The following is a 16266-nucleotide window of genomic DNA, read 5'->3' on the forward strand; positions in this document are numbered from 1 at the left end:
CTACAGCTGCTCGCGCGCCAGGTCCATCAGCGGCGCGACGCGGTAACCGATGACCTCGCCCATCACGAGCGAGGTCTCGGTGCGTTCGACGCCCTCGATCGAGAGGATGCGGGCGTCGGTGTCGAACAAGTGCTGGGTGTCGCGGCAGGCCACCCGCACGAGCAGGTCGACCTGTCCGCTGAGGCCGTGTGCCTGCAGCACTTCGGGCACTCGGGCGAGGGCTTCACGGATCGCAGGCAGCTCGGCCTGCCGCACCGTGACCTGCAGGAACGCCTCGATCGGGAAACCCAACGCCTCGGCCGACAGCGTGCGCTCGTAGGACAGGAACACGCCGCCCTTCTCGAGGCGGACCATCCGCGCCTGGACGGTGTTGCGCGAGAGGCCCAGCTTCTCGGCGAGCGCGACGACGGTGGCGCGGGGATCGTGGGACAGGGCGCGGAGGAGGTCGAGGTCGACCGCGTCGAGCTTGGTCATGGTGCGAAACATTAGCAGGATGCTCGGTCATCGCAATGCGCACAATGCTGAACCCGTGGCGCGGGTCTTGAGCGCCCTGCCTTCCCCGCGTACGGTCGGCCGTGTCGGCGACGCCGCCGGCACCCGGACTGCCCCGCTCCCACGAGGATCGCGGGCCGCACCTGGAGGGATGACGATGACGTACACCCAGACCACTCCTCACCACGGATCGGCTGTCGACGGAACCGCGGCGGATGCCGAACGAACGCACGAGTCCGCTGCGCGGGGGAGGACGCCCCGCTCCGAGGACGGGGGCGACGTCGCCCGACTGCTCGAACCGGACGGGACGCGCGTGCCCGATCCCGCGCTGGACCCCTGGATCGCCGACCTGTCGCCGCACGAGCTGCGCGCCCTCCACCGCGACATGGTCCTCACCCGCCGCCTGGATGCCGAGGGCGTCGCGTTGCAGCGTCAGGGGCAGCTCGCGCTGTGGGCACCGTGTCGCGGTCAGGAGGCGGTGCAGATCGGCACCGCTCACGCACTCTCCGCCGGCGACTTCGCCTTCCCCAGCTACCGCGAGCACGGCGTCCTCTTGGCGCGCGGGGCGAAGCCCGAGGGCTACATGCTCGCGTGGCGTGGCGAGGAGCACTCCGCCTACGACCACGCGAGCATCAACGTCGCGCCCATGCAGATCATCATCGGAGCCCAGGCGCTGCACGCCACCGGGTGGGCGATGGGTGCGCAGCGCGACGGCTCCACCGACGTCGCCGTGGCGTACTTCGGCGACGGTGCGACGAGCCAGGGCGACGTCAACGAGGCGATGGTGTTCGCGTCGTCCTTCGGCGCGCCGATGGTCTTCGTCTGCTCCAACAACCAGTGGGCGATCTCGGAGCCGGTCACCGTCCAGGCGAAGCACCCCATCGCGGGCCGGGCGCCGGGCTTCGGCATCCCGAGCCTGCGGATCGACGGCAACGACGTGCTCGCGTGCGTCGCCGCCATGCGGTGGGCGCTGGACCGCGCGCGCCGGGGCGAAGGACCCTCGTTCCTCGAGGCCGTGACGTATCGGATGGGGCCGCACACGACGTCGGACGACCCGACCCGCTACCGCACGGTGGACGAGGTCGAACGGTGGGCCGAGCGCGACCCGATCGCCCGGTTCGAGGCGTACCTGTGCGCCGAGGGCGTGATCGACGACTCCGCGCTCGCCGAGGTCGCCGCGGCCGCCGACGCTCTCGCCACCGAGGTGCGAGCCGCCTGCATCGGGGCGGTCACCCGGGCCCCGGAGACCGTGTTCGACCACGTCTACGCCGAACCCCACGCCCCGCTGGCCGCTCAGCGCGCCGAGTACGTCGAGTACCTCGCGGGCTTCGCCACGGAGGAGGACCGATGACCGCGCTCACCCTCGGATCGGCGATCACCGCGGGCCTGGCCCGGGCGATGTCCGACGATGACCGGGTCCTGCTCCTGGGGGAGGACATCGGCACGCTCGGCGGCGTCTTCCGGGTCACCGACGGCCTGCAGGAGCGCTTCGGTGCCCCGCGCGTCATCGACACCCCGCTCGCCGAGGCCGGCATCGTCGGCACCGCCGTCGGCCTCGCCCTGCGCGGCTACCGGCCCGTCGTCGAGATCCAGTTCGACGGCTTCGTCTACCCCGCCTTCGATCAGATCGTCTGCCAAGTCGCCAAGCTCCACTACCGCAGCAACGGACGCATCCGGATGCCGCTGGTCATCCGCATCCCCTGGGCCGGCGGCGTGGGGGCGGCCGAGCACCACTCCGAGTCGCCCGAGGCGTATTTCGTGCACACGGCGGGTCTGCGGGTCGTGACCGCCTCGACCCCGCAGGACGCCTACGTCATGCTGCGTCAGGCCGTGGCATCCGACGATCCGGTCGTGTTCTTCGAGCCGAAGCGTCTGTACCACTCCAAGGGCGAGGTCGATCTGGATGCCGATCTCGCGGACGCCCCGCCCCTGCACCTCGCCCGCGTCGCCCGGGAGGGAACGGACGTGACGATCGTCACCTATGGCGCCTCGGTGCGCACGGCGTTGGATGCCGCTCTCGCCGCCGAGGACGAGGGGATCTCGATCGAGGTGATCGACGTGCGGTCCCTGTCGCCGATGGACCTCCACACCGTCGCCGCGTCGGTGCGCAAGACCGGCCGGGTCGTCGTCGTCCACGAGGCGGCGCGCCAGGCGGGGGTGGGCGCCGAGATCGTGGCGAGCATCACCGAGCGCTGCTTCCCCTTCCTCGAGGCGCCGCCGCAGCGCGTCACCGGGCACGACATCCCGTATCCGCCGGCCAAGCTCGAGAAGCACCACGTGCCCGACCTCGACCGCATCCTGCACGCGGTGGATCGGGTGTGGGAGCGCGATACCGGCGCGCCTCCCGCGGGTGGCCTCGCGCCCGCCGGAAGCACCCTCGAAGAGGGTGTCCGATGATCGCCGAATTCCGCCTTCCCGATCTCGGCGAGGGACTGCCCGAGGCCGAGATCGTGCTGTGGCACGTCGCCGAGGGCGACGAGGTGTCGCTGAACCAGACCATCGCCGAGGTCGAGACGGCCAAGGCGGTCGTCGAGATTCCCTCGCCCTACGCCGGGATCGTGCGGGGACTGCACGCCTCGGCCGGCGATGTCGTCGCCGTCGGCTCGCCCCTGGTGTCCTTCGCCGTCGGGGGAGACGAGGATGCCGGATCGGAACCCGAGCCGCCGGAGCCCACGGCCGCCCCGCCGGCGGACCGTCCGGCGGAGTCGACACCCGACACGCCGGTGGCGGCGACCGCCGAGCGGCGTGTCGCCGACGATCTCCGCCCGACGGGCCGCGAGGGAGCGGCGACACCGAACCTCGTCGGGTACGGCGCGGCTCCGACGTCGGGCGTCCGGCCGCGGCGCCGCGCGCGCACGACCGCCACGACGGTGATCGACGTCGACTCCGCCGTCCAGGCGGCGGCGCCGCACGACGTCGTCCGCTCCGCTCCCGTCGAGGTGCCGGTCGAGCGGCCGCGCTCCACGCCGCCGGTCCGCAAGCTCGCCAAGGACCTCGGCGTCGACCTCGCCCGCGTGGCCGCCGTTCATCCCGGCGATCTCGTCACACGGGCGCACGTGGAGGAGTTCGCGCGCACTTCCCCTTCTCTCGCGTCGACGGTCCCCCCGGCTGTTCGTTCCGACCCGCGCGTCACGCGCACACCCATCCGCGGCGTGCGCAAGCACACTGCTGCCGCGATGGTGCGCAGCGCCTTCACCGCCCCGCACGCGACGACGTTCCTCACGATCGACGTCACCGCGACCACCGAGCTGCTGGCGTCCTTCACGCACGATCGCGCGCTCGATGGTCACCGGATCGGTGTGCTCGCGATCGTCGCGAAGGCGGTGTGCCTCGCGATCGGTCGCACGCCGGCGCTGAACGCGCACTGGGACGACGAGTCGGGCGAGATCGTCGAGCACCACTACGTGAACCTCGGCATCGCCGCCGCGACCGATCGTGGGCTCGTCGTGCCGGTGATCCGGGATGCCGAGACCCTCGCGCTCGTCGACCTCGCCGACGCGATCGCCGGGCTGGCCGCGACCGCGCGGGCCGGACGCACGGCCCCGGTGGACATGACCGGCGGGACGTTCTCGATCACGAACGTCGGGGTCTTCGGGGTGGATGCCGGCACGCCGATCCTCAACCCGGGCGAGGCCGGGATCCTCGCCGTGGGAGCGGTGCGCCGCACCCCGTGGGAGCACCGGGGCGAGATCGCCCTGCGCGACGTGCTGACTCTCAGCCTCTCGTTCGATCACCGCGTCGTCGACGGTGCGGAGGCCGCGCGCTTCCTCACCGACGTCGCCGGGGTGCTGCGCGAGCCGGGCAGAGCGATGCTGCTGCGGTGATCGCGGGGCGGCGAGCGCCCCCACCGACCCGAACGCCGCGTCCGCGGCATCCCCTTTTCCCGATCCCGAGGAGGATCCCCCGTGAGCATCGACACTCAGCACGCCTTCACCGACGACGAGCGCGAGCTCGCCGGAATGGTCCGCGAATTCGCCGACGAGGTGATCGCGCCGCGATCGTACGAGGCCGACCGCGCGCACGAACTGCCGCTCGACATCGTCGCGCAGATGGGGGAGCTGGGGCTGTTCGGCCTGCCGTTCCCCGAGGATGTCGGCGGACAGGGGGGCGACTACGCGGCGCTGTGCGTCGCGATCGAAGCCATCGCACGGGTGGACCAGTCGCTCGCGATCACCCTGGAGGCCGGCGTGGGACTGGGCGCCATGCCGCTGTACCGCTTCGGCAGCGACGCGCAGAAGGCCGAGTACCTCCCCGACCTCGTGGCCGGGCGCGCGCTCGCCGGGTTCGGCCTGACCGAGGCCGAGGCCGGCAGCGACGCGGGGGCGACCCGCACGACCGCGCGGCTCGACGGCGACGAGTGGGTGATCGACGGTTCGAAGCAGTTCATCACCAACTCCGGCACCGCCATCACGAGCTACGTCGCCGTCACCGCGGTGACCGACCGCAGCGGCAATCGCCCCGAGATCTCGACCCTCATCGTGCCCGCCGGCACCGCGGGTTTCACGGTCGGTCCGGCGTACGACAAGGTCGGGTGGAACGCCTCCGACACGCACCCGTTGACCTTCGACGGCGTGCGCGTGCCCGCGGCGAACCTCCTCGGCGAGCGCGGGCTCGGGTTCAAGAACTTCCTGCGCACGCTCGACGAGGGTCGCGTGGCGATCGCGGCCCTGGCGACCGGCGCCGCGGAGGGATGCCTCGAGGCGGCGGTCGACTACGCCCGGAGCCGCACCGTCTTCGGCGATCGCCTGTCGACGCGGCAGAACGTGCAGTTCACGCTCGCGCGGATGCACGCCCGGGTGCACACCGCGCGGTTGGCGTGGGTGCACGCCGCGCGCCTGTGCGATGCGGGAAAGCCCTTCGCGGTGGATGCCGCGGTGGCCAAGATGACCGCGAGCGACGCGGCGATGGCGAACGCGCGCGACGCCACGCAGATCTTCGGCGGGAACGGCTTCATCAACGAGTACCCGGTGGCGCGGCACTACCGGGACTCGAAAATCCTCGAGATCGGCGAGGGGACGACCGAGGTGCAGCTCATGGTGATCTCGCGAGCACTGGGCCTGTGGGGGAGTACCGTGGCCGCATGATCGAGCAGCGTGGCCTGTTTCTGGAGGAGTTCATCGTCGGCGAGCGCTATGTGCACCGGCCCGGGCGGACGGTCACCGAGGCCGATAACGTCCTGTTCACGACCCTCACGATGAACGCGCAGGCCCTGCACCTGGATGCCGCGTACGCGGCGACCCAGCCGTTCGGTCGCACGCTGATCAACTCGATGTGGACGCTGTCGACGCTCGTGGGTCTCTCGGTCGCGCAGCTGACCCAGGGCACGCTCGTCGCGCAGCTCGGGTTGACGGACGTCAGCTTCCCGGCGCCGCTGTTCATCGGCGACACTCTCCTCGCCGAGACCGAGGTGGTCTCGGCACGCGCCTCGGCGTCGCGTCCCGGCCAGGGCGTGGTCGTGCTCGCGCACACCGGGCGTTCGCAGAACGACGAGGTCGTGGCCACCGCGACCCGGACGGTGCTGGTGTGGTCGATGGATGCCGCGACGTGACCGGGGCGTTCGATCTCGGCCCGGCGCTGCTCTTCGTCCCCGGCGACCGCCCCGAGCGCCTCGCGAAGGCGCGGGAGAGGGCGGATGCCGCGATCCTCGACCTCGAGGACGCCGTCGCCCCGGATGCCAAGGAGGTCGCGCGCGCGGCCCTGATCGCCGCGGACCCCGATCCGGACCGGGTCATCGTGCGGGTCAACGCGCCCGCCACCCCTGAGTTCGCCCGGGATCTCGCGGCCCTCGCCCGCACCCGCATCCGCCGCGTGATGGTCGCCAAGGCCGAGTCCGCGGCATCCCTCGCGCCCGTCGACGCGTACGAGGTCATCGCCCTGTGCGAGACCGCGCGCGGGGTGGCCGCGGCGGAACAGCTCGCAGCGCTGCCGTCGGTGGTTGCGCTGATGTGGGGAGCGGAAGACCTCGTGGCGAGCATGGGCGGCACCTCCAGCCGCCGTGACGACGGCGCGTACCGCGATGTCGCACGGCTCGCCCGCGCCCGCGTGCTGCTGGCGGCGGGAGCGTTCGGGAAGGCCGCGATCGACGCCGTGCACGTCGACATCGCCGATCTCGACGGTCTGTCGTCCGAAGCTCGGGATGCCGCCGCCTCGGGCTTCACCGCGACCGCGTGCATCCACCCGGGCCAGGTCACGACCATCCGGTCGGCGTACGCGCCGACGCCGGATCAGCGCACGTGGGCCGAGGGCGTGCTCGCGGCAGCCGCAGGGGAGCGGGGCGTGTTCCGCTACGAGGGGCGCATGATCGACGAGCCGATCCTGCGGCACGCCCGCGCGCTGCTCCGGCGCGCCGGGACGTGAGTCCCGAAGCGGCCGCTCAGCTCACGACGCCGGCGTAGGCCAGCAGCTCCCAGGCCTCGCCGTCGAGGCGGAACACGGTGGCGGAGCAGTTGGGCAGTCGCTCGCCGACGCGGGGGAACGCTCCGTCGGTGGCGTGCAGGATGACCTCGCGGATGAGCGCTCCGTGCGCCACCGCGATGACGTGTGCGCCCTCGGGGGTCTCGGACACGACCTCGGCGATCGACGCCAGCGCGCGTTCGCGCACGAGCGGCCACGCCTCGGCGCCCGGGACCTGAGCGGTGTTCCACGGCCCGTAGGTCGCGGCGAAGGTCTGTGCGTCCATGCCCTCGGCGTCGCCGTAGGAGCGTTCGCGCAGGCCCGGGAGGCGACGGGTGACGGTGGTGCCGAGGGCCGCGGCGATCGTGTCGGCGGTCTCGGCGGCGCGCGACAGGTCGCTCGAGACGACGACGACATCGCTCCCGACGAGATCGTCGGCGAGGGTCGCGGCGACCTCGCGGGCCTGCGCGCGGCCCGTGTCGTTGAGGGGGATGTCGGTCGAGCCCTGGATGCGTTGGCCGGCGTTCCAGTCGGTCTCGCCGTGGCGTACGAGGGTGAGGATCGTCACGAGTCGAGCCTAACCCGCGCTCCCCGGTGCGGCCCCGCGAGCGTCACGCCAGGGGCGGCAGCCGCTCGGACAACGCCCGCAGCACGTCGGTCGTACCGCCCTCGATCTTGACCGCCGCACGCTGGTCGGCACGGGTCTCGCCGCGGTTGATGATCACGACGGGGAGGCGGCGGCGCCGCGCCCGCTCCACCAGGCGGATGCCGGAATTGACCACGAGCGAGGAGCCGACCACGACCAGCGCTTGGCTGGCGTGCACGAGTTGTTCGGCCTCGCGGAACTTCTCGACCGGGATGTACTCGCCGAAGAACACCACGTCGGGCTTCAGCGTCCCGCCGCACACCGAGCACACCGGGACGACGAAACCGTCAGCCGATGCCGGGGTGACATCGCCGTCGGGACCGAGTTCGACGTTCTCGGGCAGGGCGATCCACGGATTGTCGGCTTCGACGCGTGCCGCGAGGTCGCGGCGGTCGAACACCTGCCCGCAGTGCAGACACCCCACGCGGCGCATCGTGCCGTGCAGCTCGACGACGCGGTGACTGCCGGCGCGCACGTGGAGCCCGTCGACGTTCTGCGTGATGACACCGGTGGAGACGCCGGAGTCCTCGAGCGCGGCGAGCGCGCGGTGCCCGTCGTTGGGTGCGGCGGCGGCGAACACCTTCCAGCCGAGGTGACTGCCGACCCAGTACCGGCGGCGCGCGTCGGCGCTGGCCAAGAACTGCTGCGCCGTCATCGGGGTGCGCGTGGGCGCTCCCTTGCCGCGGTAGTCGGGAATGCCGGAGTCGGTGGACACGCCCGCGCCGGTCAGGACGGCGATGCGGCGTCCGGCGAGCACCTCGACGGCTCGATCGATGGATGCCGCGATCCCGGCATCCTTCGTCGTGTCCGTCATGCCCACCTCCGTCGGATCGAGTCTAGGACCGCCCGCCGACCCCGTCGTCGCCGCCCGCTCGGCGCCACCCCCGGGCGGTTCGCAAGGGCGACCACGGATAATCGGGCCATGACCCCCACACCCTCCCCGGCCTTCTTCGACGTCACCCGCCTCCGCCGCGTGCGGCCGTGGGGAGGGGATCCCGTCGACATCGTCATCGAGGACGGACGCATCGCGCGGGTCGCGCCGGTCGGCTCCGACCCCGTCGGCGCCCGGGAGTTCGACGGGCGCGGGATGCTGGCCCTCCCCGGGATCATCAACGCCCACGCGCACGTCGACAAATCGTGGTGGGGCCTTCCGTGGCAGTCGTACGGCGGCGAGTCGAGCACCGAGGGGCGCATCCGCCACGAGCGGGACCGGCGCGAGGCCCTCGGCATCCCCTCGGTCCCGCGTGCCGCGCGCGTGCTCGCGGAACTCGTGCGGCACGGCACGACCGCGATCCGCAGTCACGTCGACGTCGACGCCGGGATCGGGCTGCGCGGGATCGACGCCGTCGCCGAGGCCGCCGCCGCGTACGGGGGTGCCGTCGAGGTGCAGATCGTCGCGTTCCCGCAGGACGGGGTGCTGCGCCGCCCCGGAGTGCTCGACCTGCTCCGGGCCGCCGCCGCGCACGACGCCGTCCGCTGGATCGGCGGTCTCGACCCCGCGACGATCGACCGCGACCCGGTCGGTCAGATCGAAGCGATCACCGCGCTCGCCGCCGACACCGGTCGCGGCGTCGACATCCACCTGCACGATCCCGCCGAGCTCGGCGCCTTCCAGATCGAGCTGATCGTCGAGCGCGCCGTGCGCCTCGGGCTGCAGGGGCGTGTGAACATCGCGCACGGCTTCGCCGTCGCGCAGCTCGACCCCGCGCACCGGCGTGACCTGCTCGGCGCGATGGGCGAGGCCGGGGTCAGCATGACGACCGTCGCGCCGCTGCGCCTGCCGCAGCTGCCGCTGGACGAGCTGGATGCCGCAGGAGTGCGGTTCGGGCTCGGCACCGACGGTATCCGCGACCTGTGGAGCCCGTACGGCACCGGCGACACGCTCGGGATCGCGTGGCAGTACGCCCGCGCCGGCGGACTCGTGCGTGACGACGACCTCCTCCGCGTCGTGCAGCTGGCCACCAGCGCGGGAGCGTGGGCGGTCGGACGCGAGACGCACGACCTCGTCGAGGGTGCTCGTGCCGACATCGTGCTCGTGGATGCCGAGAACCCCATGGACGCGCTCGTACGCCAGCCCGAGCGGGCCCTCGTCATCGGCGGCGGACGCGTCCTGCACGTGGCCTGAGGCGGGGCGGGGGCGGTGTCCGCTCCCCGCCTGGCAGAGTGGGACGATGCCCGTCATCGCCCTGGACTCCGCCGACGACCCGCGCCTCGCCGACTACCGCGACCTCACGGACGTGACGCTGCGTCGCGTGAGCGAGCCCGCGGGCGGCCTGTACATCGCGGAGTCGTCGAAGGTGCTCGACCGGGCGCTGCGCGCCGGACACCGTCCCCGCTCCGTGCTCGTGCAGGAGAAGTTCCTTACCGACACCCTCGCCCTCGTCGGCGAGGGTGCCGAGATCTACGTCGTCCCGGCCGAGGTCGCCGAACAGGTCACCGGGTACACCGTGCACCGGGGGCTGCTGGCATCCATGCACCGTCCGCCGCTCCGGTCCGTGGCGGAGGTCGTGGCGGGCGCGCGCCTCGTCGTCGTGCTCGAGGACATCGGGGATCACACCAATGTCGGTGCGGCGTTCCGTTCGGCCGCGGCGCTCGGCGCGGACGCGGTGCTCGTGACCCCGCGCTGCGCCGACCCGCTGTACCGGCGGAGCGTCCGGGTCAGTATGGGCACGGTGTTCCAGGTGCCGTGGACGCGGTTGCCCGAGTGGACCGCGGCGAAGCCGCTGCTCGAGGGTGCGGGGCTGCACCTGGCCGCCCTCGCGCTCGCCGACGACGCCGTGGCCCTCGACGATTTCGCCGCCGCGGGGCATGAGCGGGTGGCTCTGCTGATGGGTTCCGAGGGCGACGGCCTGAGCCGGGGTGCGCTCGCCGCCGCCGATACGGTCGTGACGATCCCGATGGCCGGGGGAGTGGACTCGCTCAACGTCGCCGCGGCGAGCGCCGTGGCGCTGTGGGAGCTGGGGCGCGCGCTGCGCTGAGGTGCGGGGCTCAGACCTGCGTCTCGCGGGCGGCCGTGGCATCCTGCCCGGGGGCGAGGAAGGTCACGGGCAGCGGTTCGGGCCGCTTGGGGAGGATGTGGTCGCCCGAGGACTCGTGGCGCAGGCGCCGCAGCACCCAGGGCACGAGGTATTCGCGCGCCCAGACGAAGTCCTTCTCGCGGGCGGCGCGCCAGGTCGTCGGTGTCAGCGCCTCGGGCTGCATCGGCTGCAGGTCGTTCGGTACGTTCAGCGCGCGCAACACCATGCGTGCGACCTCGTGGTGGCCGAGTGTGTTGTAGTGCAGCCGGTCGTCATCGAAGAAGCGCATGTCCTGCACCTCTTTCAGGCCCCACTGGTTGGCGACGATGCAGTCGTAGCGGTCGGCGATGGAGCGGATGTTCTCGTTGTAGATCGCGACCTTTCCTCGGATGCCGCGGAACACCGGGGTGAACTCCGTGTCGATGCCGGTGAAGACCACGACCGTGGCGCCCCCGCTGCGCAGACGGACCACCGCATCTTCGAACTGCTGGGCGACGACGTCGGGATCGGTCTTGGGGCGGATGACGTCGTTGCCCCCCGCCGAGAACGTGATGAGGTCGGGCTTCAGGGCCAGGGCCGGCTCGATCTGATCGGCGACGATCTGCGCGATGAGCTTGCCCCGCACGGCGAGATTCGCATAGGCGAAATCGTCGACCTGCGCCGCCAGCACTTCGGCCACGCGGTCGGCCCAGCCGCGGTGACCGCCGTCCGGCAGCGGGTCGCCGATCCCCTCGGTGAAGGAGTCGCCGAGGGCGACGAACCGGCGCCAGGGGTGCGGGCCGGGGTTGTCGGACGCGGACGGGACGCGGGGCGAGTGCGGGTCGAGTGTCATCGAAACCTCCTCCTCCAGGCTATCCCCGGGCTCCGACAGGGCAAGGGCCGCACCCCCGCGATAAACGCTTCCTGCACTGGGAAACGCGCGCAGCGAGCGTGTTTCGGTGCAGGAAGCGTTTATCGCCGATGGGGCGGCGGAACGTCCACAGCCCGGCGCGGGAGGGCCGGTCCGTGACCTATCGTTGATGTTCGCGCTCGCGAGGGATGGAGGTTCGATGCTGGAAGACGACACCCGCACCACGCCCCTCCCCGACACCTCGCACACCACGGCTCCCGTCGCGGTCGATCCGGCCTTCGGCACGGTCCCGGCCCCGCGTGACTCCGCGCCGGGCGGCACCCCGTCCCTCGACCTCGAGCCCCGCGACCCCGACGGCACCGAGCCGCACTTCGGCAGCTTCGCCGCCGAGCACCTCTCGCCCTCGTTCCCGCAGCGCGCCCCCTGGGGCACCGCCCAGCGCCTGCGCGCGTGGCAGGCCGAGGCGCTCGACCTGTATTTCGGCCTCGACGGACCCGACGGCGAGGGCAAGGGCCCGCGCGACTTCCTCGCCGCCGCCACCCCGGGCGCCGGTAAGACGACGTTCGCGCTCCGCCTCGCCTCCGAGCTCATGCGCCGCCGCGTCGTCGATCGCATCGTCGTCGTCGCCCCCACCGAGCACCTCAAGACCCAGTGGGCCGAGGCCGCCGCGCGGGTCGGCATCCGCCTCGATCCGTTCTTCTCCAACCGCCACGCCACGCCCTCGCGGCAGTACCACGGCGTCGCGGTCACCTACGCGCAGGTCGCCGTCAAGGCCGAGGTGCACCAGCTCCTGACGATGGATGCCAGAACCCTGGTGATCCTCGACGAGGTGCACCACGGCGGCGACGCCCTCAGCTGGGGCGACGCGCTCCGCGAGGCGTACGGGCGGGCGACCCGGCGCCTGCTGCTGTCGGGGACCCCGTTCCGCAGCGACACCGCGCCCATCCCGTTCGTGGAGTACCACCCCAACGACAAGGGCATCCGCCTCTCCCGCACCGACTACGCCTACGGCTACCGCCGCGCGCTCGACGACGGCGTCGTCCGCCCCGTGTTCTTCCTCGTCTACGCCGGGCAGATGCGCTGGCGCACCAAGGCCGGCGAAGAGATGGAGGCCCAGCTCGGTCAGGACAACACGAAGGACATCACCTCGCAGGCGTGGCGCACCGCGCTCGACCCCAACGGCGACTGGATCCCCGCGGTCCTGCGCTCGGCCGACCGGCGGCTCACCGAGGTGCGCGAGACGGTCCCGGACGCCGGAGGCCTCGTCATCGCGACCGACCAGACCGCCGCGCGCGCCTACGCCACGATCCTCGAGGACATCAGCGGCGAGAAGGTCACGGTCGTCCTCTCCGACGAGGCCGAGGCCTCGAGCCGCATCGAGACATTCTCGAAGGGCACGAGCCGCTGGATGGTCGCCGTGCGCATGGTGTCCGAGGGCGTCGACGTCCCGCGCCTCGCCGTCGGCGTGTACGCCACGAGCGCCTCGACCCCGCTGTTCTTCGCCCAGGCCATCGGCCGATTCGTGCGGGCCCGACGCCGCGGCGAGACCGCGAGCGTGTTCCTCCCCAACGTGCCGCCGCTCCTAGCCCTCGCCGGCGAGATGGAGGCCCAGCGCGACCACGCCCTCGACCGCGACAGCGACGCGGAAGACCAGTGGAACGCCGAAGAAGACATGATGGATGCCGCCGAGCGTGAGGACAAAGCCTCCGACGCGCTCGAGCAGGAGTTCGAGTACCAGGCGCTCGGGTCGCTCGCCCACTTCGACCGCGTGCTCTTCGACGGGCAGGAATTCGGCCAGCTCGCCGTCCCCGGCACGATCGAAGAAGAGGAGTTCCTCGGAATCCCGGGGATCCTCGAGCCCGAACAGGTGCACGAAGTCCTCATGACGCGGGCCTCCCGTCAGTCGCGGCACCGCTCGAGCCGCGAGGAGCAGCAGAAGGCGAGCGGCCAGGAGCCACCGGGCGTCGACGAGGGCGGTCTGCCCCAGCCACTGCACCGCACCCTCAAAGAGCAGCGGCAGCTGCTCAACAGCCTCGTCGGGCTGTACGCCCGCCGCACCGGAGAGCCGCACGGGCTCGTCCACGCCGAGCTCCGCCGCATCTGCGGGGGCCCCGCGGTCTCGCACGCCACCGTCGCGCAGCTCCAGGCCCGCATCGAGGTGCTGCGCCAGCGCGTGCGCTCCTGACGCCGCCCGGTGGCGGTTTCGCGCTTCCGAAATGCTGGCACGGAGCCCGTGGCATCCCCGTCTTTCCGGGGTTCGGGGCCCCGAAATGCTGTCAGTATCGGCCGACGCGCCCGGGGGAACGGATGCCGCCGCCTAACGTGGGGGCGACCCGAAGGAGACCCGTGACGATCGCCGCCACACCCACCGCCCGCGACCGCCGCCGCTGGGCGCGCTACCTCGTCGACGAACGCGCCGAGGCGCGCGTCTACCGCGACCTCGCCAGCCGCCGCACCGGCGAGGAGCGCGAGATCCTCCTCGCGCTCGCCGAGGCCGAGGGCCGCCACGAGCAGCATTGGCTCGACCTGCTCGGCGACACCCCGCAGCGACTGCCGCGCGCGGGGTTCGGCACGACGATGCTCGCGTGGATGGCGCGCCGCTTCGGCTCGATCTTCGTGCTCGCGCTGGCCCAGAACGCCGAGGCGCGCTCGCCGTACGCCGACGAGCCCTACGCCACGGCGCAGATGGCCGCCGACGAGCAAGTGCACCACGAGGTCGTGCGGGGTCTCGCCGCGCGCGGACGCCGGCGCCTGTCGGGCACGTTCCGCGCCGCCGTCTTCGGCGCGAACGACGGCCTGGTGTCCAACCTCGCGCTCGTAATGGGCGTGGGGGCCACGGGCGTGGCCCCCAGCTTCGTGCTGTTCAGCGGAATCGCGGGCCTGCTCGCCGGGGCCCTGTCGATGGGCGCGGGCGAGTTCGTGTCGGTGCGCTCGCAGCGAGAGCTGCTCAAGGCCACCGAGGAGAGCGACTTCGCCGACTCGGCCCTGCCGCACCTCGACCTGGATGCCAACGAGCTCGCGCTCGTGTACCGCACCCGCGGGATGGACGCCGACGAGGCTCTCGCGAAGGCCCGAGACGTCGTCTCGGCCGCGCAGAACGGCAACGCTCCGGTGGCGGCCGCCCCCGGGGAGTCCTCGCACGATGTGGTCGGGAGCGCCTGGGGGGCGGCTCTGTCGAGCTTCCTGTTCTTCGCCTCGGGCGCGATCATCCCCGTGCTGCCGTGGCTGTTCGGGCTGAGCGGACTCGTCGCGGTCGTGGTGGCCCTCGTGCTCGTGGGCATCGCCCTCCTCGGGACCGGCGCGATGGTGGGTCTGCTGTCCGGAGCGTCGCCGCTCAAGCGCGGCCTCCGTCAGCTCGCGATCGGCTTCGGCGCCGCCGCGGTGACGTACGTGTTGGGCCTGCTCTTCGGCGTATCCGCGGCCTAAGTCTGCGGCATCCATCGATAAACGCTCCCGCGAGTGACACGCGGCATGGCACGCCGTGTCTCACTCGCGGCGGCGTTTATCGCCCCCGGCTGGCAGGCCCCAACCCGCCCCCGGCTGGCTAGCCGTGGCTCGCCGTCACCCGGGCCGCCTCGCGCACGGCCGTCAGGTTCTTGCGGCCGGCGCGCGATCCGGCGAGCTTCGCGGCGATGTGCTGCGCGACGGTGACCGGCTCGTACAGTGCCGGCGCTTCGCGCGTCACGAAGTGGGGGAGCACGTCGACGACGGCATCCGCGTTCCCGTCGTGGAAGAACGCCGCCGACCGGCGCCGCTCGATCGTCCCGTCGATCACGGGTGGCTTGACGCGGTGCAGCGTCGAGAGCCACTTGTCGTTGGTCAGACGCGCGGCGACGTCGCCGATGTTCACCAGCAGCGCCCCGTCCGCGGGCATGACGTCGTTCCACGATCCGTCCAGCCCCAGTACCTGGAGCCCGGCCACCTGATCGGCCCACAGCACGGTGACCAGGCCGAAGTCGGTGTGCTCGCCCATGCCCGTCAGTTCGGCACCGAGCTCGATCGAGCCCGGCGGCAGGGCGTAGTTGTTCATCCGCAAGACGTCGATGGAGTGGTCGGTGAGGGCGTCGAAGAAGTCCTCGGGCACGCGCAGGGCGGCGGCGAAGATCTGCGTCAGGGTGCGGGCGACCCGCCGAGCCTCGACATAGTACTCCTCGACCGCGGAGCGGAAAGGAGGAACGGCATCCGGCCACGCGTTCTCGGCGTAGTCGGCGGCGGTCGCCGCGGTCCCGGGATACTCCCGCCACGACGTCCCGACGTTGAACGCCTCGAAGAAGTCGTTCATGCGCGTCACCGGGTCGACGCCGAGGCTGTAGCTCAGCGATTCGCTCTTGGGCGGGGTGTATCCGCGGTTCTCACCCGCCGGACGCACGTACTGCTTCTTGACCTCCAGCGGCAGCGCGAAGAACTCATCGATCCCGGCTTCGAGGTCGTCGACGACGACGTTCGGGATGCCATGACCCACGATCTGCATGAACCCGACGGTGCGGCAGGCGTGGTCGACGGCGGCGACGACGGCCGCACGTGCGTGGTCGGGCCCGGGGCCGGCCCAGGGGGAGATATCGATAGTGGGAACGTCGAACCGGTACATGTGGCATCCGTTCTTGCGAGATGACTCGACGCTAAGCGCGCGATGTCACGTGAGCGTTTCGCCGGTGTCACAGGTCGTGCGGCGGCAACGAAAAAGGCCCCGGACGAATCCGGGGCCTTCATTCTGTGCGCGAGGGGGGACTTGAACCCCCACGCCCTATACGGGCACTAGCACCTCAAGCTAGCGCGTCTACCTATTCCGCCACCCGCGCATCTGGGTGTTCGCTGCTTTCGCAACGAAGAACGACATTACCACGCCGGGCGCCCCGCCTCGAACCGAG

The 16266-nt window shown here is 72.1% G+C and carries 15 protein-coding genes and 1 tRNA gene; 10 read left to right on the forward strand and 6 right to left on the reverse strand.

Translation table 11 applies throughout. The annotated features are described in order from the left end of the window. Positions 1–474 carry an Lrp/AsnC family transcriptional regulator gene (locus tag AC3E6M_RS02940; RefSeq protein WP_490528986.1) on the reverse strand — a complete coding sequence of 158 codons (474 nt, stop codon included), beginning with the start codon at positions 472–474 and terminating at the stop codon, positions 1–3. Between the two features lie 169 nt (positions 475–643). Between AC3E6M_RS02940 and pdhA the strand changes: the two genes are divergently transcribed. From pdhA to AC3E6M_RS02970, 6 genes are all read left to right on the forward strand, one after another. Continuing rightward, entirely contained in the window at positions 644–1843 is a 1200-nt protein-coding gene (gene pdhA / locus AC3E6M_RS02945; RefSeq protein ID WP_490528987.1) for a pyruvate dehydrogenase (acetyl-transferring) E1 component subunit alpha, read from the forward strand. Then, a complete protein-coding gene (locus AC3E6M_RS02950) occupies positions 1840–2889 on the forward strand; it encodes an alpha-ketoacid dehydrogenase subunit beta (RefSeq protein WP_490528988.1) in 1050 nt (349 codons plus the stop codon). The genes pdhA and AC3E6M_RS02950 overlap by 4 nt, the downstream gene beginning before the upstream one ends. After that, the gene (locus tag AC3E6M_RS02955) at positions 2886–4316 is read left to right on the forward strand and encodes a dihydrolipoamide acetyltransferase family protein (RefSeq protein WP_490528989.1); all 1431 of its coding nucleotides are present in this window, start codon (positions 2886–2888) and stop codon (positions 4314–4316) included. Before AC3E6M_RS02950 ends, AC3E6M_RS02955 begins: the two co-directional genes overlap by 4 nt. Positions 4317–4397: 81 nt before the next feature. Next, positions 4398–5576, forward strand: coding sequence for an acyl-CoA dehydrogenase family protein (locus AC3E6M_RS02960; RefSeq protein WP_490528990.1), 1179 nt, complete (start codon positions 4398–4400; stop codon positions 5574–5576). After that, positions 5573–6040 (forward strand): MaoC family dehydratase, encoded by a 468-nt coding sequence (locus AC3E6M_RS02965; RefSeq protein ID WP_138175832.1) that lies wholly within the window; start codon positions 5573–5575, stop codon positions 6038–6040. The genes AC3E6M_RS02960 and AC3E6M_RS02965 overlap by 4 nt, the downstream gene beginning before the upstream one ends. Further along, positions 6037–6849, forward strand: a complete 813-nt coding sequence (locus AC3E6M_RS02970) for an HpcH/HpaI aldolase/citrate lyase family protein (RefSeq protein WP_490528991.1) — start codon at positions 6037–6039, stop codon at positions 6847–6849. The genes AC3E6M_RS02965 and AC3E6M_RS02970 overlap by 4 nt, the downstream gene beginning before the upstream one ends. A gap of 16 nt (positions 6850–6865) precedes the next feature. Here the strand turns inward: AC3E6M_RS02970 and AC3E6M_RS02975 are convergent, their stop codons facing one another. Together AC3E6M_RS02975 and AC3E6M_RS02980 are read right to left on the reverse strand one after the other, a co-directional pair. Further along, complete coding sequence (locus AC3E6M_RS02975) at positions 6866–7453, reverse strand: histidine phosphatase family protein (protein WP_138175836.1); 588 nt, start codon at positions 7451–7453, stop codon at positions 6866–6868. Between the two features lie 43 nt (positions 7454–7496). Continuing rightward, positions 7497–8345, reverse strand: coding sequence for a Sir2 family NAD-dependent protein deacetylase (locus tag AC3E6M_RS02980; protein ID WP_490528992.1), 849 nt, complete (start codon positions 8343–8345; stop codon positions 7497–7499). A 108-nt stretch (positions 8346–8453) separates the two neighbouring features. Here AC3E6M_RS02980 and AC3E6M_RS02985 point away from each other — a divergent pair, with 108 nt between their 5' ends. Further along, complete coding sequence (locus tag AC3E6M_RS02985; protein ID WP_490528993.1) at positions 8454–9656, forward strand: amidohydrolase family protein; 1203 nt, start codon at positions 8454–8456, stop codon at positions 9654–9656. A 46-nt stretch (positions 9657–9702) separates the two neighbouring features. Further along, positions 9703–10509, forward strand: a complete 807-nt coding sequence (locus AC3E6M_RS02990; RefSeq protein WP_490528994.1) for a TrmH family RNA methyltransferase — start codon at positions 9703–9705, stop codon at positions 10507–10509. A gap of 10 nt (positions 10510–10519) precedes the next feature. Here AC3E6M_RS02990 and AC3E6M_RS02995 read toward each other — a convergent pair whose 3' ends face one another. Continuing rightward, on the reverse strand, positions 10520–11380 hold the full coding sequence (locus AC3E6M_RS02995; RefSeq protein WP_490528995.1) for an SGNH/GDSL hydrolase family protein: 861 nt from the start codon (positions 11378–11380) through the stop codon (positions 10520–10522). Between the two features lie 217 nt (positions 11381–11597). Between AC3E6M_RS02995 and AC3E6M_RS03000 the strand changes: the two genes are divergently transcribed. Then, positions 11598–13583: a DEAD/DEAH box helicase gene (locus AC3E6M_RS03000; RefSeq protein WP_490528996.1), complete on the forward strand. Its 1986-nt coding sequence runs from the start codon at positions 11598–11600 to the stop codon at positions 13581–13583. 122 nt (positions 13584–13705) lie between these two features. Continuing rightward, positions 13706–14824: a VIT1/CCC1 transporter family protein gene (locus AC3E6M_RS03005; protein ID WP_490528997.1), complete on the forward strand. Its 1119-nt coding sequence runs from the start codon at positions 13706–13708 to the stop codon at positions 14822–14824. Positions 14825–14942: 118 nt separating this feature from the next. Here the strand turns inward: AC3E6M_RS03005 and AC3E6M_RS03010 are convergent, their stop codons facing one another. Both AC3E6M_RS03010 and AC3E6M_RS03015 read right to left on the reverse strand, forming a co-directional pair. Beyond that, positions 14943–15986, reverse strand: a complete 1044-nt coding sequence (locus tag AC3E6M_RS03010) for an isopenicillin N synthase family dioxygenase (RefSeq protein WP_490528998.1) — start codon at positions 15984–15986, stop codon at positions 14943–14945. A 126-nt stretch (positions 15987–16112) separates the two neighbouring features. After that, positions 16113–16197, reverse strand: a tRNA-Leu gene (locus tag AC3E6M_RS03015). Between the last annotated feature and the right edge of the window lie 69 nt (positions 16198–16266).

This window comes from Microbacterium sp. SCPM-O-B-15248 (M128), from assembly GCF_058214835.1.

Excerpts from the sequence above, each read along its gene's own strand:
- AC3E6M_RS03010 (WP_490528998.1), bottom strand. The coding sequence starts at position 15,986 with ATGTACCGGTTCGACGTTCCCACTATCGATATCTCCCCCTGGGCCGGC.
- AC3E6M_RS02985 (WP_490528993.1), top strand. The coding sequence starts at position 8,454 with ATGACCCCCACACCCTCCCCGGCCTTCTTCGACGTCACCCGCCTCCGC.
- AC3E6M_RS03000 (WP_490528996.1), top strand. The coding sequence starts at position 11,598 with ATGCTGGAAGACGACACCCGCACCACGCCCCTCCCCGACACCTCGCAC.
- AC3E6M_RS02940 (WP_490528986.1), bottom strand. The coding sequence starts at position 474 with ATGACCAAGCTCGACGCGGTCGACCTCGACCTCCTCCGCGCCCTGTCC.
- AC3E6M_RS02955 (WP_490528989.1), top strand. The coding sequence starts at position 2,886 with ATGATCGCCGAATTCCGCCTTCCCGATCTCGGCGAGGGACTGCCCGAG.
- AC3E6M_RS02965 (WP_138175832.1), top strand. The coding sequence starts at position 5,573 with ATGATCGAGCAGCGTGGCCTGTTTCTGGAGGAGTTCATCGTCGGCGAG.
- AC3E6M_RS02990 (WP_490528994.1), top strand. The coding sequence starts at position 9,703 with ATGCCCGTCATCGCCCTGGACTCCGCCGACGACCCGCGCCTCGCCGAC.
- AC3E6M_RS02980 (WP_490528992.1), bottom strand. The coding sequence starts at position 8,345 with ATGACGGACACGACGAAGGATGCCGGGATCGCGGCATCCATCGATCGA.
- AC3E6M_RS02950 (WP_490528988.1), top strand. The coding sequence starts at position 1,840 with ATGACCGCGCTCACCCTCGGATCGGCGATCACCGCGGGCCTGGCCCGG.
- AC3E6M_RS02995 (WP_490528995.1), bottom strand. The coding sequence starts at position 11,380 with ATGACACTCGACCCGCACTCGCCCCGCGTCCCGTCCGCGTCCGACAAC.
- AC3E6M_RS03005 (WP_490528997.1), top strand. The coding sequence starts at position 13,706 with ATGCCGCCGCCTAACGTGGGGGCGACCCGAAGGAGACCCGTGACGATC.
- pdhA (WP_490528987.1), top strand. The coding sequence starts at position 644 with ATGACGATGACGTACACCCAGACCACTCCTCACCACGGATCGGCTGTC.